Source organism: Variovorax sp. PAMC28562 (assembly GCF_014303735.1).
GTDB lineage: Bacteria > Pseudomonadota > Gammaproteobacteria > Burkholderiales > Burkholderiaceae_C > Variovorax.
The window spans coordinates 474,052-493,439 of the sequence record NZ_CP060296.1; the positions used below are offsets into that span (position 1 = coordinate 474,052).

20 protein-coding genes are annotated in these 19,388 nt (G+C 64.2%); 11 read left to right on the forward strand and 9 right to left on the reverse strand.

All coding sequences use genetic code 11. The features are described from left to right. Window positions 1-26: 26 nt before the first annotated feature. Both can and H7F36_RS02335 read right to left on the reverse strand, forming a co-directional pair. Complete coding sequence (gene can / locus H7F36_RS02330; protein ID WP_187053165.1) at window positions 27-737, reverse strand: carbonate dehydratase; 711 nt, start codon at window positions 735-737, stop codon at window positions 27-29. Window positions 738-777: 40 nt separating this feature from the next. Then, entirely contained in the window at window positions 778-1,173 is a 396-nt protein-coding gene (locus H7F36_RS02335) for a MerR family transcriptional regulator (RefSeq protein ID WP_187053166.1), read from the reverse strand. Between the two features lie 97 nt (window positions 1,174-1,270). Between H7F36_RS02335 and H7F36_RS02340 the strand changes: the two genes are divergently transcribed. The 4 genes from H7F36_RS02340 to H7F36_RS02355 all read left to right on the forward strand — a co-directional run bounded on the left by H7F36_RS02340 (window position 1,271) and on the right by H7F36_RS02355 (window position 5,513). Next, window positions 1,271-2,353 carry an MBL fold metallo-hydrolase gene (locus tag H7F36_RS02340; protein WP_187053167.1) on the forward strand — a complete coding sequence of 361 codons (1,083 nt, stop codon included), beginning with the start codon at window positions 1,271-1,273 and terminating at the stop codon, window positions 2,351-2,353. Window positions 2,354-2,385: 32 nt separating this feature from the next. Then, a complete protein-coding gene (locus tag H7F36_RS02345) occupies window positions 2,386-3,732 on the forward strand; it encodes a leucine-rich repeat-containing protein kinase family protein (RefSeq protein WP_187053168.1) in 1,347 nt (448 codons plus the stop codon). After that, the gene (locus tag H7F36_RS02350) at window positions 3,729-4,628 is read left to right on the forward strand and encodes a pseudouridine synthase (protein ID WP_187055162.1); all 900 of its coding nucleotides are present in this window, start codon (window positions 3,729-3,731) and stop codon (window positions 4,626-4,628) included. Before H7F36_RS02345 ends, H7F36_RS02350 begins: the two co-directional genes overlap by 4 nt. A 114-nt stretch (window positions 4,629-4,742) precedes the next feature. Continuing rightward, a complete protein-coding gene (locus tag H7F36_RS02355) occupies window positions 4,743-5,513 on the forward strand; it encodes an SDR family oxidoreductase (protein ID WP_187053169.1) in 771 nt (256 codons plus the stop codon). A gap of 9 nt (window positions 5,514-5,522) precedes the next feature. Here H7F36_RS02355 and H7F36_RS02360 read toward each other — a convergent pair whose 3' ends face one another. The 7 genes from H7F36_RS02360 to H7F36_RS02390 all read right to left on the reverse strand — a co-directional run bounded on the left by H7F36_RS02360 (window position 5,523) and on the right by H7F36_RS02390 (window position 12,645). Beyond that, window positions 5,523-6,485 (reverse strand): M48 family metallopeptidase, encoded by a 963-nt coding sequence (locus H7F36_RS02360; protein ID WP_187053170.1) that lies wholly within the window; start codon window positions 6,483-6,485, stop codon window positions 5,523-5,525. 11 nt (window positions 6,486-6,496) lie between these two features. Beyond that, window positions 6,497-7,249: a lysophospholipid acyltransferase family protein gene (locus tag H7F36_RS02365; protein ID WP_187053171.1), complete on the reverse strand. Its 753-nt coding sequence runs from the start codon at window positions 7,247-7,249 to the stop codon at window positions 6,497-6,499. After that, window positions 7,249-7,830, reverse strand: a complete 582-nt coding sequence (gmhB, locus tag H7F36_RS02370) for a D-glycero-beta-D-manno-heptose 1,7-bisphosphate 7-phosphatase (RefSeq protein WP_187053172.1) — start codon at window positions 7,828-7,830, stop codon at window positions 7,249-7,251. The genes H7F36_RS02365 and gmhB overlap by 1 nt, the downstream gene beginning before the upstream one ends. Further along, the gene (locus H7F36_RS02375) at window positions 7,827-8,201 is read right to left on the reverse strand and encodes a hypothetical protein (RefSeq protein ID WP_187053173.1); all 375 of its coding nucleotides are present in this window, start codon (window positions 8,199-8,201) and stop codon (window positions 7,827-7,829) included. The genes gmhB and H7F36_RS02375 overlap by 4 nt, the downstream gene beginning before the upstream one ends. A gap of 85 nt (window positions 8,202-8,286) precedes the next feature. Further along, window positions 8,287-10,434: a glycine--tRNA ligase subunit beta gene (glyS, locus tag H7F36_RS02380; RefSeq protein WP_187053174.1), complete on the reverse strand. Its 2,148-nt coding sequence runs from the start codon at window positions 10,432-10,434 to the stop codon at window positions 8,287-8,289. 3 nt (window positions 10,435-10,437) lie between these two features. After that, a complete protein-coding gene (gene glyQ, locus H7F36_RS02385; RefSeq protein WP_187053175.1) occupies window positions 10,438-11,349 on the reverse strand; it encodes a glycine--tRNA ligase subunit alpha in 912 nt (303 codons plus the stop codon). 228 nt (window positions 11,350-11,577) lie between these two features. Then, window positions 11,578-12,645: a type II asparaginase gene (locus tag H7F36_RS02390; protein WP_187053176.1), complete on the reverse strand. Its 1,068-nt coding sequence runs from the start codon at window positions 12,643-12,645 to the stop codon at window positions 11,578-11,580. A gap of 220 nt (window positions 12,646-12,865) precedes the next feature. On the opposite strand from H7F36_RS02390, the gene H7F36_RS02395 reads away from it, so the two are divergent. The 7 genes from H7F36_RS02395 (at window position 12,866) to H7F36_RS02425 (ending at window position 19,386) form a co-directional block, all read left to right on the forward strand. After that, window positions 12,866-13,504: a TetR family transcriptional regulator C-terminal domain-containing protein gene (locus H7F36_RS02395; RefSeq protein ID WP_187054766.1), complete on the forward strand. Its 639-nt coding sequence runs from the start codon at window positions 12,866-12,868 to the stop codon at window positions 13,502-13,504. 115 nt (window positions 13,505-13,619) lie between these two features. After that, the gene (locus H7F36_RS02400) at window positions 13,620-14,207 is read left to right on the forward strand and encodes an NAD(P)H-dependent oxidoreductase (protein WP_187053177.1); all 588 of its coding nucleotides are present in this window, start codon (window positions 13,620-13,622) and stop codon (window positions 14,205-14,207) included. A gap of 61 nt (window positions 14,208-14,268) precedes the next feature. Continuing rightward, window positions 14,269-15,165, forward strand: a complete 897-nt coding sequence (locus tag H7F36_RS02405) for a creatininase family protein (RefSeq protein WP_187053178.1) — start codon at window positions 14,269-14,271, stop codon at window positions 15,163-15,165. A 67-nt stretch (window positions 15,166-15,232) separates the two neighbouring features. After that, entirely contained in the window at window positions 15,233-16,237 is a 1,005-nt protein-coding gene (locus H7F36_RS02410; protein WP_187053179.1) for an ABC transporter substrate-binding protein, read from the forward strand. A gap of 26 nt (window positions 16,238-16,263) precedes the next feature. After that, the gene (locus H7F36_RS02415; protein WP_187053180.1) at window positions 16,264-17,097 is read left to right on the forward strand and encodes an ABC transporter ATP-binding protein; all 834 of its coding nucleotides are present in this window, start codon (window positions 16,264-16,266) and stop codon (window positions 17,095-17,097) included. Then, a complete protein-coding gene (locus tag H7F36_RS02420) occupies window positions 17,094-18,014 on the forward strand; it encodes an ABC transporter permease (protein ID WP_410003063.1) in 921 nt (306 codons plus the stop codon). The genes H7F36_RS02415 and H7F36_RS02420 overlap by 4 nt, the downstream gene beginning before the upstream one ends. A 10-nt stretch (window positions 18,015-18,024) precedes the next feature. Next, window positions 18,025-19,386 carry an FAD-binding oxidoreductase gene (locus H7F36_RS02425; protein WP_187053181.1) on the forward strand — a complete coding sequence of 454 codons (1,362 nt, stop codon included), beginning with the start codon at window positions 18,025-18,027 and terminating at the stop codon, window positions 19,384-19,386. The last annotated feature ends 2 nt before the right edge of the window (window positions 19,387-19,388 follow it).

Genomic DNA, 19,388 nt, shown 5'->3' on the forward strand with positions numbered 1-19,388 from the left:
AGAGCGCGAGTGCGTCGGCCGGCGGATCAGCCGGTCGCCTTGGCCGTGTCGGGCGCCGGCGCAGTGCTGGCCTCCGGCGGCCTGCTCCACTTGTAGCGAATACGCTGCACCGCAGCGCGGTACTGATTGTCGAGTGGCTTGCTGCCGTCGACGTCGAAGCCCAGGTCTTGCAGCAAGCCGTCGTGCACACCGAAGGTCCAGCCATGCACCCGCACCGACTGGCCGCGGCTCCAGGCGTCGACCATCACGGTGCTGACCGACACGTTGACCACCTGTTCGGCGACGTTGAGTTCGCACAGCGCATCGGCCCGGACTTCCGGCGGAAAGGTTTCGAGCATCACGCGGTGCCGGTCGCGCACGTCCTGGATGTGGCGGATCCAGTTATCGGCAATGCCGATGCGCGCGCCTTCGAGCGCCGCCTGCACACCCGAACAGCCGTAGTGGCCCACCACCATGATGTGCTCGACCTTCAGGCGCTCAACGGCGAACTGGATGGCCGACAGGGCGTTGAGGTCGGAGTGCACCACGATGTTCGCGACATTGCGGTGCACGAACACTTCGCCGGGCTCCAGTCCGGTGATCTGATTGGCGGGCACGCGGCTGTCGGAGCAGCCGATCCACATGTAGCGCGGCGTTTGCTGCTTCACCAGGCCGGTGAAAAAGCCGGGCCGGTCGCGCTCCATTTGCGCAGCCCAGGACCGATTGTGGGCAAAGAGGTCTTCGAGTGATTCAGGCATGGCGGTATTGTGGCGAAGGTGAGGGTTCAGCGGGTGACGTTCAACGGGCGACGACCTTGCGGGAGCGCGCCAGCGTGGCGCGCGCCTTTTTCTCGTGGGCACGCACCTCTTCGAGGTTGGCCTGCAACTCCCCCAGTTGGGATTCGAGCTGCTGCCGGTGGCGGCCCAGCACACCGAGAAATTTTTCGAGCTGCGCCTCGGTGTCGCGCGGGCTGTCGTACATGTCGAGGATGTCCTTGGCCTCGGTCAGGCTCAGGCCGAGTCGCTTGGCGCGCAGCGTGAGCGTGAGCCGGGCCCGGTCACGCGCGCTGTAGATGCGTTGCAAGCCGGAGCGCTCCGGCGCGAGCAGGCCCAGGTCCTCGTAGAAGCGGATGGCGCGCGTCGTGAGGTCGAACTCCTTGGCGAGCTCGCTGATGGTGAAGGTCTGCGTCGGCATGAAGAGAAAAGGACGTTCCGGCGGCGACAGCGGGATGGTCGCGCACTGCCTACAATGTGGCGTCACATCATGACGTTTACGTAAACGTCAATCTTACATGAACCTCCTAGAACGCGAACTCCATTACACCCTGGGCGACACCCTCCCCGAAGTTGGCGAGGCGCTCTCGGTGGCGCCCGGCGTGCGTTGGATTCGCATGACGCTGCCCTTTGCGCTCAATCACATCAACCTCTGGCTGCTGCGCGATTCCATCGACGGCGAGCACGGAAAAATACAGGGCTGGACGGTGGTCGATTGCTGCATCGCGCGAGACGAGTCCCGCGCGCAGTGGGAGCAGATCTTCGAGACGCAGTTGCAGGGTATGCCGATCCTGCGCGTCATCGTCACGCACATGCACCCCGACCACATCGGTCTGGCCGACTTCATCTGCAAGCGCTGGAACGCGCCGCTCTGGATCAGCGCCACCGACTACAACGTGGCCCGCTTGCTCACGAGCAAAACCAGCAGCGACAGCGGTGCGGGCGGCGACATGGCGGCTGACTTTCTCGTCATGCATGGCGTGACGAATGCCGAAGTCATCGCAGAGATTCGCAGTCGCAACAGCTACTACGCCGACATGGTGCCCGCCGTGCCCGACACCTACGTGCGGATGATGGACGGCGACACCGTGATGATCGGCGGGCACGCATGGCGCTGCATCAGCGGTTACGGCCACGCGCCGGAACACATCGCGCTGTACTGCGCCGACCTCAACCTGCTGATCGGTGGCGACATGATGCTGCCGCGCATCTCGACCAACGTCAGCGTGCATGCGGGCGAGCCGGACGCGAATTCGCTACGGCTTTTTCTGGACAGCATTGCCAAGTTCAACGCCCTGCCGGCCGACGCGCTCGGCTTGCCCTCGCATGGCAAACCGTTCACCGGCATCCATCGCCGTGTCGAGCAGTTGCAGGAGCACCACCGTGACCGGTTGGCCGAGCTGATGGAAGGGTGCGCGGTGCGCCCGCTGAGCGCGGCCGAGGGCATGCTGATCATGTTCAAGCGCGAGCTCGATTCGCACCAGATGACCTTCGCCATGGGCGAGACGGTGGCGCATCTGAACCTACTGATGTTCGAAGGCCAGCTGAAGCGCACGCGCGGTGCCGACGGCGTCTACCGCTTCGGGCTTCCGACCACTTGAGTCCGCGCAACGCAGCCACCTAAACTCGCGGCATGGACACGCTTGCTCAGCTGCGCGCGGGCCGGCTGGCAGGTGCGCAGCGGCTGGCTTTGCCGTGCGGACTCACCGAGTTTCCGCGCGAGATTTTTGCGCTTGCCGATTCGCTCGAAGTGCTCGACCTGTCGGGCAATGCGCTCGATTCGCTGCCCGACGACTTCGGGCGGCTGCACAAGCTTCGGGTGCTCTTCTGTTCGAACAACCGCTTTACGACGTTGCCGGAATCGATCGGGCAATGCCGCCAGCTCGACATCGTCGGCTTCAAGGCGAACCGCATTCGAGCGGTCCCCTCGAATGCGCTACCCCCCTCGCTGCGTTGGCTGATCCTGACCGACAACGCGATCGAGGCGCTGCCCGTTTCGCTCGGCGCCTGCGCCCGCATGCAGAAGCTGATGCTGGCGGGCAATCGATTGAGTGCGTTGCCCGATTCGATGGCGTCGCTCCAGAGCCTGGAGCTGCTGCGCATCTCGGCCAATGCGTTCGAGACGGTGCCGTCGTGGTTGCTCTCGCTACCGCGTCTGTCGTGGCTGGCTGTTAGCGGCAATCCATTCTGCGAGCGTGCCGAGCATGACGTGGCGGCGAGCACTGCCATTCCGCAGGTCGACTGGCGCCGCCTGGCGCTGGGTGCCAAGCTCGGTGAAGGCGCATCGGGCGTGATCTACCAGGCCGCGCTCGGCGCCAAAGACGGCGAAGGCCAAGACGGCGAAGGCAACGGCCGAAAGCGACCCGTCGCGGTCAAGCTCTTCAAGGGCGCAGTCACCAGCGACGGCTGGCCGCACAGCGAGATGGCGGCATCCCTCGCCGCAGGCTTGCATCCGAATCTTGTTTCTGCTCAGGGGCAGATCAAGGGACACCCCGATGGCACCGACGGATTGTTGATGGCGTTGGTCGATCCGGCGTTTCGCAACCTTGCCGGCCCGCCGAGCTTCGCTTCCTGTACGCGGGATGTGTATTCACCAGATGCCAAGTGGTCGCTGCCGGCCGCGCACCGGATGGCACAGGGCATCGCGTCGGCGATGGCGCATCTGCACGCGCACGGCATCGTGCATGGCGACCTGTACGCGCACAACATCCTGTTCGAGGCTGATGGCACGGCGCTGCTCGGCGACTTCGGCGCAGCGGCCATGACCGGCAGCCTGGGTGTGGCGCAATCTCTCGCGCTGCAACGACTGGAGGTGCGCGCCTTCGGCTGCCTGCTCGAAGAGCTGGCCGAACGATGCGATGCGGCCGGTCCCTTGCCCGACGGCTTGCAGAAGCTCGCAAAGCGTTGCTTGCAGCTCGACGTCGGCGCGCGGCCATCGTTCAGCGAACTGGAAACAGCACTCGCCGGGGCGAGCGTGTGAAGCCCGCATTACCGCTGCCCACGCGCGACGGCGTCGGCCCGAGTTGTGTCGGTTTGCCGACCGGCACGTGGCCGACCATCACCGACTTTCTGGTCGAACGTTTTCCTGCCATCGACCGCGCGACATGGCTGGCGCGAATGCGGGACGGTACGGTCATCGATGAACACAGCGTGCCGGTGACGCCTGACCGGCGCTATCAAGCGCCGCTCCGCGTCTATTACTACCGCGCGCTCGACATCGAGCCGCGCATTCCATTCGACGAGGTCGTGCTGTTTCAGGACGCCCATCTGGTCGTCGCCGACAAGCCGCCCTTTTTGCCGGTCACGCCGGGCGGCAAGTTCCTGCAGGAGAGCCTGCTGGTCCGGCTCAAGCGCAAGCTGGGCATCGAGGATCTGGCGCCATTGCACCGCATCGACCGCGGCACGGCGGGGCTGGTGTTGTTCTCTGTGCAACCGCCAACGCGCGCGGTGTACACGAGCCTGTTCGCCGATCGCGCGGTCGAAAAGCGCTACGAGGCGATCGTGACGTGGCCCGCAGGCGCATCGGTGCCAAGCGTGTATCGCAGCCGGCTGGTCGACGACGACGACCACTTCATGCGCGTGAAAGAAGTCGAAGGCGAGCCGAATTCCGAGACACATCTATCACTGCGCGAAGTGCGTGGCGAGCGCGCTTTGCTCGACCTCGCCCCCGTCACCGGCCGCAAGCACCAGCTGCGGGTGCATTGCATGGCGTTGGGCGTGCCGATCGTCAACGATCCGATCTACCCGAAGCTGCTGCCGGCCGACAGCGACGACTTCGACAAACCGCTGCAGTTGCTGGCCCGGTCGGTGGCGTTTCTCGATCCGTCGACCGGCGAAGCGCGCCGCTTCGAGAGCCCGCGCAGACTGACCTTGTGACCGCGGCGCCGATCAAGGCGATCGATGCCGCTGGCGCCAAGGTGACGGTACGTCGACGCGGCTCGCACTAAGCTGAACGGCGAATTTTTCCACGTCAGCTCAGGAGACAAACCCATGGACACGACCCAACTCTTTTCGCTCAAGGGGCGCACCGCGCTCATCACCGGCGGCTCGCGCGGCATCGGCCGCATGATCGCGGAAGGCTATCTGGCCCAGGGCGCACGCGTCTATATCTCGGCGCGTAAAGCAGCGGCTTGCGACCAGACCGCCAAGGAGCTTTCGGCCTTCGGCACCTGCATTTCGCTGCCCGCCGATGTGTCGACACTGGCCGGCGCGCAGGCTCTGGTGGCGGCTTACGCCAAGCACGAAGGGTCGCTCGACATCCTGGTCAACAACGCCGGCGCTGCCTGGGGCGCGCCTTATGACGAGTTCCCCGAGAGCGGCTGGGACAAGGTGGTCGACCTCAACCTCAAAGCCCCGTTCTTCCTGACGCAGGCGCTGACGCCGATGCTGAAGAAGGCCGCGACCGACCACCTCGCCAAGGTGATCAACATCGCGTCGATCGACGGCATTTCGGTCAACCCGCAGGAGACGTACTCTTATGCAGCGAGCAAGGCCGGCCTGATCCAGTTGACGCGTCGCATGGCATTGCGGCTCGCTCAAGACCGCATCGTCGTAAGCGCGATCGCGCCGGGCGCGTTTGCATCGGACATGAACAAGGATGCGCGTGACCACGGAGACGAGGTAAAGGGGCGCATCCCGGCCGGTCGCATCGGCACGCCGGAAGACATGGCGGGCGCTGCGATTTATCTGGCCTCGCGCGCCGGCGACTACGTGATGGGATCGACCCTGGTCGTCGACGGAGGCGTCACTCACGCCCGGTAGCCATAGGCGCTAAAGACGAGGGATCGTCTCGTCTTTGAGGTGCCGGCGAAGCTGCTGGTAGTCGGGCATGACGCTCTCGACCGTCTCCCAGAAGCGCTGGCTGTGGTCCATCACGCGCAGATGACTCAGCTCGTGTGCGACCACGTAGTCGATCACGGGCAGGCGGAAATGGATGAGGCGCCAGTTAAGGCGGATCGACCCGTCGCTGCTGGCGCTGCCCCATCTTGTCGCAGCATTCGACAGCGACAGCTTTTTCCACCGCACACCGAGCTTCGGCGCGTAGGCATCGAGGCGCTCGGTGAACAGGCGGCGCGCCTGGCGCGTGAGCCACGCTTGCGCCGCGTCGCGGATCTGATCCGGATTGGCGTTGTTCGCCACCGCGAGACGCAGAGTTCGCGCGCCGTTCGCATCGAGTTCCGCATCGAGCACGGCGCCCACACCTTTGAAGCCGTGGCGCGGGTCGAGTTTCACCACAACAGGCTCGCCTAGAAACGGAAAGGTCGCACCGTCTTTCCATTCGATGCGCGAAGCTTCGACGCGCGCGTGACGCTCTTGCGTTTCAGCCAGCTTGCGGACGATCCATTCGGCTTTTTCCAGCACAGCCGCATCGACATCGCGCAGCGTGACCCAGCGCGGCGCGCGCACCGACAGTCCCTCGGCGCCGACCACGAAACCGATGGTGCGGCGCTTGCCACGGGTGAACTCGTAGCCGACGCGCGCATGGCCGACTACCACTTCGCGCGTGGCGCGCGGGTGAATGAAACGGGCCTGGGACAACACGTCCCGGAGCGGCACAGAGGGAGCGGCCGGTGCGTGTGGCACCGAGTTCGACTGCGACTGCGACAGTGGATGCAGCGGTGTGGAGTGCTGCAGCTTCGGCGGTTGCGCTGGCGGCAAGTCATCGACAACCAGATCGACGTCCGCCTCGGGCACGTTGAACAAATCGAGCGTGAACTGCAGGAGGCCGCGCATGGAGGTTCTTGTCAGGCGGCGGCTACGGCTGCGGCGTACGCTTCCGGGTCGAGCCGGCGCATCTCGGATTCGATCCAGGCCTCGACCTCGCGCATCAGCTCGTCGGGCTTGCGGCCGACGCTCGGAATGGCCGGGCCGATCGACACATCGACAATGCCGGGCCGCTTGATGAAGGCCTTGCGAGGCCACACCCTGGCCGAGGTGACGGCCACCGGAATGACTGGAACGCCAGTCTCACAAGCGAGTCGGGTGCCGCCGTTTTTGTAGGTACCCTTCCGGCCTCGCGGAATGCGCGTGCCTTCCGGGAACATGATGATCCAGATGCCTTGTGCCAACAGCACGCGCCCCTGGGTCACGACCTTGTTGAAGGCCTGCGTCTTCTGGCTCCGATCGATGTGGATCATGTCGAGCCGCGCCATCGCCCAGCCGAAAAATGGCACGTAGATCAGCTCTTTCTTGAACACGAAGGCGAGCGGATGCGGCATCAGCGTCGGCATCAAAAACGTCTCGAGCGTCGACTGGTGCTTGACCAGCAACACGGCGCCGGCAAGCTGGTCGGTCGGCAGGTTTTCCATGCCGGTGACGCGGGTGCGAATGCCCAGCAAAACCCGCGCTCCGCCGATCGCCCAACGCAGCCAGCGCTCGGCCATCCAGTACAGCGGAATGCCGCGCTTCCACAGCGAGCTGACGCACATGATGATGCCCCAGGGGACGACGGTGACCAGCATCCAGAGGGCATGAAGCAGGGAGCGAACGAAAGCCATCAGATCGCCACCTGCAGTTCAGCCTGCTTCTTCGCTTCGCGCACCAGCAGGAAGTCGACGAAGGCGGCGAGATCGTCGTGCACCATCGTCTTGGCCGGGTACTCCGGCGGCAGCTGGACGCCGCGGCACGCAGCGCCCATGCCGGTCAACACCAGGTGCGGTTCGCAGCCGACCGACGCGCCGGCTTGCAGATCGCGCAGGCTGTCGCCGCAAGTCGGCACGTTGGCCAGGTCGACGCCGTAACGGTCGCCGATCTGCCGGAACAGACCCGCCTTGGGCTTGCGGCAATTGCAGTTTTCGTCCGGGCTGTGCGGGCAATAGAAAACCGCATCGACACGACCGCCGACACTGGCCAGCATCTTGTGCATCTTGGCGTGCATCAGGTTGAGCGACGCCACGTCGAACAGACCGCGCCCCAGACCCGACTGGTTAGATGCGATCACCACATGCCACCCAGCGTGGTTGAGCCGCGCCACCGCTTCGAGCGCGCCAGGCAGCGGCGTCCATTCGACATCGCTCTTGACGAAGTCGTCGCGGTTCACGTTGATGGTGCCGTTGCGGTCGAGGATGACGAGTTTCATGGGTTGGCTTTCGCCTCGCTGTTACGCCGGTCGATCCAGACGCCGATGTGTTCAAGAGGATATTTGGCGCTGTCGAGCAGCGCGAGACGCTCTTTAAGGATCACGGCCGAAAGCAAATCGCTTCTCGGAAGTTCGCGAACGAAGTCAGCATCCTTCTCTCGACCGGCGACGCATTTGGATAGCGCCAGGTCGTGAAGGTCCGGAGTCTCTGGCCCGACACCGTCGGCGAAATAGCCGAAGGTTTCATGAAAGCTCGAATGCATGCCGATCGCGCCGTCGATCAGGTCGGCACGCTCCGGATGCATGGCAGGGTAAAGGTCTACCTCGCGTGAAATCAGCAAGGCCGCCGGCGTCGGATCGGCACGCAGCACATCGATGGCGCGCCTGTGCAAAGCGAGCGAAAAGTGGTCGAGTTGTAGTTGACGGTTCATCGAAACGATTATCGAACGCTCAGCTCTAAGCTGCCAACCGTTCCAGTTGCGCCACCCGGTTCATTGCCTCGTGCAGCGACTTCAACAGGCCGAGCCGGTTGAGGCGCAGGTCGGCTTGCTCGGCGTTGACCATCACGCCATCGAAGAAGGCATCGACCGGTTCGCGCAGTGCGGCCAGCGTCTGCAATGACGCGGTGTAGTCGCCTGCATCGAACTGGGCGTTGGCTGCCGGGACGACGTTTGCCATGGCGGCGTAGAGCGCCTTTTCTGCGGGCTCCTGCAGCAACAACTCGCTGACGTGCGCGTCTGCGTCCGGCGCCTTCTTCAGGATGTTGCCGATGCGCTTGTTGGCGGCGGCGAGTGCGGGGGCCTCAGGCAGCGCGGCGAAGGAGCGGACGGCAGCGAGCCGGGTGGGAATGGTCGACCACTCGCCGAGCTTGTGCGCGTGCAGCGCGGCGTCGACCTCGACCGCTGTGTAGCCTTCATCCCTGAAGTAGCCCTTGAGCCGTTCGATGATGAATTGGTCCAACTCCACCGAACGGTCCTCGAGCAAGCCGGGCTTGAATACAGCGAATGCGAGCCGCGTCAATTCGTAGAAGTGCAACGGCAATGCGCGCTCGACCAACATGCGTCCGACACCCAACGCATGCCGCCGCAGCGCGAACGGATCGCGGTCGCCGGTGGGCAAATTACCGATGCCGAACATGCCGACCAACGTCTCCAGCTTGTCCGCCAACGCGACCACTACGCCAACGTCACCGCGCGGCAGCGTGTCGCCGGCAAAACGCGGCTTGTAGTGGTCTTCGATGGCGTCGGCCACCGATGCGTCGAGTCCGTCGTGCAGCGCGTAATAGCGTCCCATCGTGCCTTGCAACTCGGGGAACTCGCCGACCATGTCGGTGACCAGATCGGCCTTGGCCAAGTGGGCGGCCTGCACCGCGCGTGCCGGCAACGTGGCGTCGCCGGTCGATGCAACGAGCAGCTCGGCAATGCCCTCAGCGATCTGCATCACGCGCTCGACTCGCTCGCCCTGCGTCCCGAGCTTGTTGTGATAGACCACTTTGCCCAGCGACTCGACGCGAGAGGCCAGCGACTTCTTGCGATCCTGGTCGAAGAAGAACTTGGCATCCGCAAGCCGCGGGCGAATCACGCGCTCGTTGCCTTGCACCACCGCGCTCGTGTCGTCCGGGCTGATGTTGCTGACGACGAGAAATTTGTTCGTCAACTTGCCGGCGCCATCGAGCAGCGGAAAGTACTTTTGGTTGGCCTTCATCGTGAGGATGAGGCACTCCTGCGGTACGTCGAGAAACTCCGGCTCGAAGCTGCAGACCAGCACGTTCGGCCGCTCGACCAGGGCCGTCACTTCATCGAGCAGCGCGTCGTCGTCGATCGGCACCGAGTCGCTGCCGACCTTGACGGCCGCTGCGGCGAGTTGTCGCGCGATCTCGGCGCGGCGCTGGTCGAAGCTGGCGATGACCGCGCCTTCTTCGGCCAACTGTGGCGCATAGCTGTCGGCATCACGCAAGACAACCGGATCGGTCGAGGCTTCGAAGCGATGGCCATGCGTGTCGCGGCCGGACTTCAGGCCCAACGCTTCGACTGCGACGACATCGGTGCCATGCAACGCAACCAGCCCGTGCGCCGGGCGCACGAAGCTGACGCTGGTCCAGCCCGGCATCGCGCTGCCTTCTTTGAGCTGGTAGCTCATGACCTTGGGGATCGGCAGCTTGGCGATCGCTTCGGCCAGTGCCTTTTGCAGACCTTCGGCCAGGCTCGCACCCTTGGCGGTGCTTTCGTAGAACAGCGCTTCAGCCTTGCCGTCGACCGCGCGCTTCAATCCCGCCACGGCGGACGCGTCGGCGCCCAGCGCGGCGAGGCGCTTCAGCAGGGCCGGTGTGGCATTGCCCGCTGCATCGATGCCGACCGCGACCGGCATCAGCTTCTGCGAGACAGCCTTGTCGGCGGCCACCGCGGCCACCTGCGTCAAATGCGCAGCAAGGCGGCGCGGCGAGGCGTAAGCCGTCAGGGTCGAAGCTGCGTCCGCCAAGCCCTGCAAGAGCAGTTGATCGCGCAGCACGCCGGCGAACGCATCGCCAAGCTTCTTCAATACTTTCGGCGGCAGCTCCTCGACGAACAGTTCGACGAGCAGATTGCGTTTGTTGTCAGCACTCATTGCTCAGGCCGCCTTCTTCAGGACGGGCATCTGCGCAACCCATTCACGCGGCGCCATCGGAAAACCGAGCCGCTCGCGACTCTCGTAATAACTCTGCGCCACGCTGCGCGCGAGGTTGCGAATGCGGCCGATGTAGGCCGCGCGTTCGGTCACGCTGATGGCGCCGCGCGCGTCGAGCAAATTGAAGCTGTGTGCGGCCTTGAGCACTTGCTCGTAAGCCGGAAGCGCGAGCTGTTCTGTCATCAGATGTTTCGCCTGCTTTTCGTGCGCGTCGAATGCGGTGAACAAAAAGTCCGCATCGCTGTGCTCGAAGTTATAGGTCGACTGTTCGACCTCGTTCTGCTTGTAAACATCGCCGTAGGTCAATCCATCGATCCACGTCAGGCTGTAGACGTTGTCGACGCCTTGCAGGTACATCGCGAGCCGCTCCAGCCCATAGGTGATCTCGCCGGTGATCGGCTTGCAGTCGATGCCGCCGACCTGCTGGAAGTAGGTGAACTGCGTCACCTCCATGCCGTTGAGCCAGACCTCCCAGCCCAGGCCCCAGGCACCGAGCGTCGGGTTTTCCCAATCGTCCTCGACGAAGCGAATGTCGTTTTTTTTCAGGTCGAAGCCGAGAGCGGTCAGCGAGCCCAAGTACAGCTCGAGGATGTTCGACGGCGCCGGCTTCAGCACGACCTGGTATTGGTAGTAATGCTGCAGCCGATTCGGGTTTTCGCCGTATCGACCGTCCTTCGGCCGCCGGCTCGGCTGCACGTACGCGGCCTTCCATGGCTCCGGCCCGAGCGCCCGCAAAAACGTGGCGGTGTGCGAGGTACCGGCACCGACTTCCATGTCGAGCGGTTGAAGCAACGCACAGCCTTGGTCGGCCCAGTACGACTGCAGTTTGAGAATGATTTGTTGGAAGGTCAGCATGTAGAACCGAGGCGCCCCGCGCGGTTGCGCAAGCAGCCGCAGATTTTACGGGCCGGGCCAAACCGCGCCCGCCAAGCAAAAAGCCGCAGCGCCATCGCGCTGCGGCTTTCGTCAATGCGGCATGTGCCAAGGACACCGCAGGACCGGCTTCGCCGGACTGCTGGTGTCGCCCCCCGGTCAGGGGGGTGGGCGCTGTGACACGAAGTGCACAGCAACCTGGGGGGCGAGCTAATACTCCCAGAAGATGCGCTGCAGTTCCTTGGTGTCCGTGGTCTTGGTCATCGCGACCATCGCCAAGATTCGCGCCTTCTGTGGGCGGAGGTCGTGCGCGACGACCCAGTCGTATTTGTCGTCCGGCTGCTCGGCATTGCGGATCACGAAACCATCGGGCACGCGAGAGGACCGGATCACGACGATGCCGTCGGAGCGCACCTTTTGCAGGTACGGCACGATGCGGTCGGCAACCGAGCCGTTACCCGGACCGCCGTGGATCAGCGCCTTGATTCCGCTCTTCCCGAGCGCTTCGATGGCGGTCGGCGACACGCCTTCGTAACCCATGGCGATCTCGACATTCGGGATCGTCGTGATGGCGTCGATGTCGAACTCGGAGTTCATCGTGTGGCGCTTGACCGGCGCTCGAAACCAATAGTTCTTGCCTTCGACCACCATGCCGAGCGAGCCCCATTGGCTGACGAATGCGCTGGGCTTGATGTTGAAGTTCTTGCTGACGTCGCGACCGCTTTCGATGCTGTCGTTCATCGTCAGCAAAACGCCCTTGCCCATCGCGTCCTTGCTGCCCGCCACGCTGACCGCGTCGTACAGGTTGAGCGCGCCATCGGCCGACAGCGCGGTTCCCGGACGCATCGAGGCGACCATGACGATCGGCTTGTCGGTGTGAACGGTAAGCGTCAGGAAGTAAGCCGTTTCTTCCACCGTGTCGGTGCCGTGCGTGATGACGATGCCATCGACATCGGCTTGCTTGGACAGCGCCGACACGCGCTTGGCGAGCGTGACCAGGTTCTCGTTGGTGAGGCTTTCGGAAGCCACCTGGAAGACCTGTTCGCCACGAACATTGGCGATCTTCGACAGTTCCGGCAAACCGGCGATGAGCTTGTCGACGCCGACCTTGGCCGCCGCGTAGGTCGCACTGTTGACGGCCGATGCACCCGCCCCGGCGATGGTGCCGCCGGTGGCGAGGATCACGACGTTGGGGAGTGCCTGGGCCTGGACAAGCGCGCTGGCTGCGAGCAGCGCAGTGCCGGCCGCGAAGGCGCGGATTCGGGAAGACAGGTACATGAGTTGGCTCCTTGGACGTTGCAGAGTTGCGAAGCAGATTTGACGGCCAAAGCGATACGGAAAGCGTGCCAATGGCGCGCGCGGCCCATGCCGGCGTCGCATGCCGCCATGCGTGGCACCGACGGATCAATCGGGGGCTTACCATCGCCGTGGTCAGGCCGCAGCCACCATCCCAATGAACCCGGAAATTGCCAATTCAACCGCCGTCGGCACGCAGCAGATGCCTGCGCCCGAAGGCCCGCTGTCGCGTGCTCGGCCGGGACGCGAGCGGATCATGTCGGCGATTCGCGAGGCGGCGGTGGCCGAGTTCAGCCTGCACGGACTCAAGGGCACGTCGACGCAAGCCATCGCGGCGCGCGCCGGGCTGACCAAGCCCCAGTTGCATTACTACATCGCCGGCAAGGAAGAGTTGTACGAAGAGCTGTTGATGCAGGTGCTGCACGACTGGAAGGTGGTGTTTGCTTTCGAGGACCATGCCAAGGACCCGGGGTCGGTGCTCTGCGACTACATCCGCAAGAAGCTCGACCACGCCTTCGACAATCCGGAGATCTCGCGCATCTTCACGCGCGAGGTGCTCGATGGCGGGCGCAATCTCGATCGCTACTGGCCCAACGCCCGGGCCTGGACGCAAAAAAAGATCGACATCATCAACGGCTGGATCGCACGCGGCCAGATGCGCCCACTCGATGCACGGCTGCTGCTGATGCACATCTGGGCGATGACCCAAAGCTATGCCGACTACGCACTGCAAACGCGCGTGATGCTGGGTCTGCCGCCAGATGCGCCGATCGATCGGGAGCCGATCGCACGCGAGCTGGTGGCGTTCGTCTTGCACGGTTGCGGCCTGAAAGAGACTTAAAACCCCAGGGCTCGGGGCTCGTCAGCCTGGCGCTTGCCCCGCTTCGGTGCGCTCATCCTGGCACGGTGTTTGCGTAAACCTGACCGATTGCTCTGATTAATCGGTCAAATTCACGATGCGCGTGCTTGTCGTCTATTGCCACCCTGTCGAAACCAGCTTTCATGCGGCCCTGCACCAGGAGGTTCTGAAGAATCTGCGCGCAGGCGGGCACGAAGTCGATGACTGCGATCTGTATGCCGAGCGGTTCGATCCGGTGTTGTCGCGCGAAGAGCGGCTCGGCTATCACGAGGTGCCGAGCAACCAGTTGCCGCTCAAGCGCTACGTCGAGCGACTGCAGTGGGCGGAGGCCATCGTTTTCTGTTTCCCGACCTGGTGCTTTGGTCTGCCGGCCATGCTGAAGGGTTACTTCGACCGGCTCTTCATGCCAGGCGTGGCCTTCGACATCAGCGACCCGGCCAACGTGAAGCCGATGCTGACCCACATCAAGCGGATTTCAGCCGTCGTGACTTACGGACGGCCACGCTGGGTCGCCTGGTACATGGGCGATCCGCCACGCAGGATCGTCACGCGCTACATGAAGCGGCTGACCGGCCAGCAGGCACGCATCGACTACCACGCCCACTACCACATGAACGTGGCGACCGAGCCCCAACTCAAGCGTTTCATGGCGCGGGTCGGAAGCGCTATGGCTCGCTTCGCCTGAGGCTTGCAACGATCCGAGATCACATGCCCTTCTTCAAATTTTCGACACCAGGACAGTCACCATGCTGCACGGCTACATCCCTCCCCATCGATTCCTGCCCTACCTGAGCTGGACCCAGATCAATGCGTTGCCGGACCGCGAGAACACGGTCATCGTGCTGCCTTGCGGCGCCATCGAGCAGCACGGGCCGCACCTGCCCTGCTCGGTCGACAGCGTGATCTCGTCGGGCGTGATGGGCAAGGCGCTGGAGCGCCTGCCCGCGGAGGTGCGCGCCTTCGCGCTGCCCACCATCACCTATGGCAAGTCGGAAGAGCACCTTCACTTTCCCGGCACCATGACGCTGACGGGCCCGACGCTGCTCGCCACGGTGACCGAGATCGGCGAGTCGGTGTATCGCTCCGGTTTTCGCAAGCTGCTGTTCGCCAACGGCCACGGCGGCCAGCCGCAAGTGCTGGAAATGGCAGCGCGCGAACTGCGCTTGCGCCATGGCGACTTCGTGGTGGTTCCGCACGGCGTGTCACGCCTGCCCAATGCGTCGAGCAAGCAGATCAGCGACCAGGAAAAGCGGCTGTCGATGCACGCCGGTCATTCCGAAACAGCGTTGATGCTGGCGTTGGCGCCCGACACCGTGCACATGGAACATGCGGCGGCCAATTACCCGCCGCCCTTCCCCATCAAGCTCCTGTCGCCCGATGGCCGTCCGGCCTGCGCCTGGACCGCGCGCGACTTCGGTCCGAGCGGCGTGATCGGCGACCCGACCAGCGCCACCCGCGAGCAAGGTGAAGAGATTCTCGACACGCTGGCGGCAAGTTGGGTGCAGGCGCTCACCGAGCTGTACGCATTGCGCTGGGTGGTGCGCGAAGAGGCGACCTGGGGCCGCGGCCACGAGCAGGGCTTCATTCAGTCGACGCCCCCGTCGATGGCACCTTCCGCTTCGTCGCTCGCTCACGCGCTCTGAGGCGCATTCCTTGCATTGCAGATTCGCTTCAAGTCCGCTTTTTTTCCACGCTCGAGAGGTTCACACCATGCGCAAGCAAATTACCTTCCGTTCCGCATCGCTCGCCGGCGCCATCGCGCTGGCTGTCTGCGGCTTTGCCAATCCCGCGCAGGCGCAGGCCACCGAACCGTTCACCTACATGACCAACTGGTACGCGCAGGCCGAGCATGGCGGCTTCTACCAGGCGGTGGCGCAAGGCATCTACAAGAAGTACGGGCTGGACGTGACCATCAAGATGGGCGGTCCGCAGGTCAACATCACGCAGATGATGGCGGCCGGCCAGGCCGACTGCATCATGGGTTCCAGCGACATCCAGATGATGCAGACGCGCGAAGGCGGCGTGCCGGTGGTCAATGTGGCGGCCTTCTTCCAGAAGGACCCGCAGGTACTGATCGCGCACGAAGACGTCAAGAAGTTCGAAGACTTGAAGGGCAAGACCATCCTGATCGGCGCGCAGGCCAACCGCGGCTACTGGCCGTGGCTCAAGACCAAGTTCGGCCTCACCGACGAGCAGACCCGGCCTTACACATTCAACATTCAGCCCTTCGTGGCCGACAAGAACACGGCCCAGCAGGGTTACCTGACCTCCGAGCCGTACGCCATCCAGAAGGCAGGCGTGAAGAGCACCGTTCTGATGTTCAGCGACTTCGGATTTCCCGCCTATGCGACCACCGTGTCGTGCATGGAAAAAACGGTAAAGGACCGCAGCAAGCAGGTCGCCGCCTTCGTGAAGGCATCGGCCGAAGGGTGGAAAAGCTACCTCGCCGATCCGGCACCTGCCAATGCGCTCATCAAGAAAGACAACCCCAACATGACCGACGACCAGCTCGCCTACAGCGTGGCCAAGCTCAAGGAAATGGGGATGGTCACCGGTGGTGATGCAGCCACGATGGGCATCGGCGTGATCACCGACGTGCGCGCCAAGGCGAGCTACGACTTCCTGGTGAGCACCAAGTTGCTCGACCCGACCAAGGTCGAGCTGTCGAAGACGTACACCACCAGTTTCGTCAAGGATGCCAAGGTGCTTCCCTGAACGGGGCGCGTGCGGCAATGAAAGACATGTCCTCGACAGCTGAAGCGGCAGCGGTAACGACTGCAATACCGACTGAGGTCCCGGCGGTGGAAATCCTGTCCGCCGAAAAGACGTATCCGAACGGCACGCAGGCGTTGTTGCCGGTCGACCTGACGATCGCCGAGGGCGAGTTCGTGACCCTGCTCGGTCCGTCGGGCTGCGGCAAGAGCACGCTCCTGAAGATGGTCGCCGGCATGCTCGAACCCAGCGACGGTCGCTTGCTGGTCTGGCGCAAGCCGGTGGCGCAAATCGATGCGAGCGGCCGCAAGATGGCTTTCGTGTTTCAGGCGCCGACGCTCATGCCCTGGGCCAGCGTGCAGACCAATGTGCGGCTGCCGCTCGACCTGGCGGGCGTGTCGCGCCAGGAAGCCGACGGCCGCGTGGCCGAGGCGCTCGCGCTGGTCGGGCTCGACAAGTTTGCCGGCGCGTTGCCGAGGGCGCTTTCGGGCGGCATGCAGATGCGGGTGTCTATCGCGCGGGGCCTGGTCACGCAGCCCGACCTCCTGTTGATGGATGAGCCCTTCGGCGCGCTGGACGAGATCACGCGGCACCGCCTCGATGCCGATCTGCTCGAGCTGTGGCGCAAGAAAAAGCTCACGGTGATCTTCGTGACGCACTCGATCCACGAAGCGGTGTTTCTGTCGAGCCGCGTGATCATGATGGCGGCACGGCCAGGCCGGGTAGTGGAACAGTTCGAGATCGACGAGCCCTATCCGCGCAATGCCGACTTCATGGTGTCGCCACAGTTCAGCCGTCACGCCAAGCGGCTGCAAGACAGCTTGCTGCGTGCCAGCCAGGCGCACGAGGAGCTGGCGCCATGAGCGCGGTCATCAGCGAGTCTTCGACTGCGGGCAAGACCACGCCAGCGCCTGCTGCCGCCGCGTCGCCGACCTCGCGGGCAAGTGCCGCACCGCCCGCTCGCAAGGCGGTGCCGCTGCGGCGCGTGCCCCTGCTCCGGCAACCGCGGGTGCAGCGGGTGTTCTATCCGTTGCTGGTGGGCGTGGCGCTGGTCGCGCTCTGGCAATGGCTCGTGACGGCGATGGAGCTGCCGGCCTATCTGGTGCCCTCGCCGTTCCTCATGATGCAGACGCTGGTGCACGACTGGGTGCCGCTCGGCATGGCGCTGCTGGTCACGTTGAAGATCACGGTGCTGTCGTTTATCGTGGCGACCATTGCGGGCGTTTTGATCTCGTTTCTGTTCGTGCAGAGCAAGCGAATCGAGACCGCGCTGTTCCCGTATGCGGTGTTGCTGCAGGTGACGCCGATCGTGGCGGTAGCGCCCCTCATCATCATCTGGGTCAAGAACCCGACCGCGGCGATGACGGTGTGCGCGGCCCTCGTGGCGCTGTTTCCCATCATCGCCAACACGACGCTCGGCTTGCGCAGCATCGACCCCGATCTGCAGAGCTACTTCAAGCTGAATCGGGCGACGCGCTGGCAGCAACTGGTGCGGTTGCGCATTCCGAGCGCACTGCCGTACTTTTTTGGCGGCTTGCGCATCTCCAGCGGTCTCGCGCTCATCGGCGCGGTGGTGGCGGAGTTCGTCGCAGGCACCGGCGGCTCGGGTGCCGGACTGGCCTACCAGATCCTGCAGGCCGGGTTTCAACTCAACATCCCCCGCATGTTCGCGGCGCTCCTGCTGATCTCGCTGACCGGCGTGGCGCTGTTCGCCCTCATGGCCTGGCTCAGCAAGCTGGCGTTGGGCTCGTGGCACGCGAGCGAACTTTCTCAAGATTGAAGTGACCACCATGAACGCCCCTGTCTCCGCTGTCGAACAACTGTTGTTCACGCTGCCCGACCTCGACTGGATCACCGACGAGAGCCGCGTGGCGCGCTTGTCGCAGGACTTCGCCTGGTTCAGCCCGGTGCTGAACCGGCAGCTGAAAGACAAGCGCGCCGATGCCGTCGTGCGGCCGCGTACCGAAGACGAATTGCGCGCCCTGGTGGGCGCCTGCGTACAGCGCAACGTGCCGATCACGATTCGCGGGAGCGGTACCGGCAACTACGGCCAGACCACGCCACTGGCCGGCGGCGTCGTGCTCGACATGACGAGCTACAACGCGCTGCAGTGGGTGCGGCCGGGCGTCGCTCGGGCGCAGGCCGGTATGCGGCTCGGCGAGCTCGAAAAACACACTCGCCCGACCGGACAGGAACTGCGCTGCATCCCGTCGACCTATCGCAGCGCCACGCTCGGGGGTCTCTTCGGCGGTGGCTTCGGTGGCATCGGCTCGATCAACTACGGCCCTTTTGGGGCGCCGGGCAACGTGCTCGGCGTGCGGGCGATGACGATCGAGGCCGAGCCGCAAATCGTCGAGCTGCGTGGCGCCGAGGCGCTGCGCATGCACCATCTGTGGGGCACCAACGGCCTGGTGCTCGAGCTCGAAGTCGGATTGGCGCCAGTACACCCCTGGCTCGAAACGCTGGTCACTTTTTCAGACTTCGACAAGGCGCTGGCGTTTGGCAACGCATTGGCGCATGCGCCCGGCATCGTCAAGCGCGAGGTGGCCTTCTTTGCCAGCCCCATACCCGACTATCTGACGCAATTGGCCGAGTATTTGCCGAAGGGCTGCCACGCGGTGCTGTCGCTCGTCGCCGAATCGAGCGAAGAAGCGATGCACGAACTTGCCGCCCTGCACGCTGGCTCGATCACCTATCGCAAGACCGCGGCCGAAGTGCAAAAGAGCAATCGCACCCTGATGGAGTTCACCTGGAACCACACCACGCTGCACGCGCTCAAGGTCGACAAGACGCTGACCTACATTCAAAGCAGTTTCGTGCCCGGCAAGCAGGTCGAGCAGATCACAGAGATGGAGCACCTGCTCGGCGGCGAGGTACTGATGCATGTCGAGTTTCTGCGCAACCTGGACGGGCTGATCGCCTGCAGCGCGCTGCAACTGGTTCGGTTCACCAACGAAGAGCGACTGGACGAAATCATCCGCATACATCGGGAACGCGGTGTGCGCATCAACAACCCGCACACCTTCATCGTCGAAGACGGCAAGGCAGGGGGGGCTTTGCCGCCCGAGATCATCGCCATGAAAAACCGCTTCGACCCGCATGGTCTGCTTAATCCGGGGAAGCTGCGCGACTGGCCGGTGGTGCCCCGGTGAGC

Bases quoted from the DNA above. Each gene is read 5' to 3' on its own strand.
- can (WP_187053165.1), bottom strand. From the start codon at position 737: ATGCCTGAATCACTCGAAGACCTCTTTGCCCACAATCGGTCCTGGGCT.
- H7F36_RS02335 (WP_187053166.1), bottom strand. From the start codon at position 1,173: ATGCCGACGCAGACCTTCACCATCAGCGAGCTCGCCAAGGAGTTCGAC.
- H7F36_RS02340 (WP_187053167.1), top strand. From the start codon at position 1,271: ATGAACCTCCTAGAACGCGAACTCCATTACACCCTGGGCGACACCCTC.
- H7F36_RS02345 (WP_187053168.1), top strand. From the start codon at position 2,386: ATGGACACGCTTGCTCAGCTGCGCGCGGGCCGGCTGGCAGGTGCGCAG.
- H7F36_RS02355 (WP_187053169.1), top strand. From the start codon at position 4,743: ATGGACACGACCCAACTCTTTTCGCTCAAGGGGCGCACCGCGCTCATC.
- H7F36_RS02360 (WP_187053170.1), bottom strand. From the start codon at position 6,485: ATGCGCGGCCTCCTGCAGTTCACGCTCGATTTGTTCAACGTGCCCGAG.
- H7F36_RS02365 (WP_187053171.1), bottom strand. From the start codon at position 7,249: ATGGCTTTCGTTCGCTCCCTGCTTCATGCCCTCTGGATGCTGGTCACC.
- gmhB (WP_187053172.1), bottom strand. From the start codon at position 7,830: ATGAAACTCGTCATCCTCGACCGCAACGGCACCATCAACGTGAACCGC.
- glyS (WP_187053174.1), bottom strand. From the start codon at position 10,434: ATGAGTGCTGACAACAAACGCAATCTGCTCGTCGAACTGTTCGTCGAG.
- glyQ (WP_187053175.1), bottom strand. From the start codon at position 11,349: ATGCTGACCTTCCAACAAATCATTCTCAAACTGCAGTCGTACTGGGCC.
- H7F36_RS02390 (WP_187053176.1), bottom strand. From the start codon at position 12,645: ATGTACCTGTCTTCCCGAATCCGCGCCTTCGCGGCCGGCACTGCGCTG.
- H7F36_RS02395 (WP_187054766.1), top strand. From the start codon at position 12,866: ATGCCTGCGCCCGAAGGCCCGCTGTCGCGTGCTCGGCCGGGACGCGAG.
- H7F36_RS02400 (WP_187053177.1), top strand. From the start codon at position 13,620: ATGCGCGTGCTTGTCGTCTATTGCCACCCTGTCGAAACCAGCTTTCAT.
- H7F36_RS02405 (WP_187053178.1), top strand. From the start codon at position 14,269: ATGCTGCACGGCTACATCCCTCCCCATCGATTCCTGCCCTACCTGAGC.
- H7F36_RS02410 (WP_187053179.1), top strand. From the start codon at position 15,233: ATGCGCAAGCAAATTACCTTCCGTTCCGCATCGCTCGCCGGCGCCATC.
- H7F36_RS02415 (WP_187053180.1), top strand. From the start codon at position 16,264: ATGTCCTCGACAGCTGAAGCGGCAGCGGTAACGACTGCAATACCGACT.
- H7F36_RS02420 (WP_410003063.1), top strand. From the start codon at position 17,094: ATGAGCGCGGTCATCAGCGAGTCTTCGACTGCGGGCAAGACCACGCCA.
- H7F36_RS02425 (WP_187053181.1), top strand. From the start codon at position 18,025: ATGAACGCCCCTGTCTCCGCTGTCGAACAACTGTTGTTCACGCTGCCC.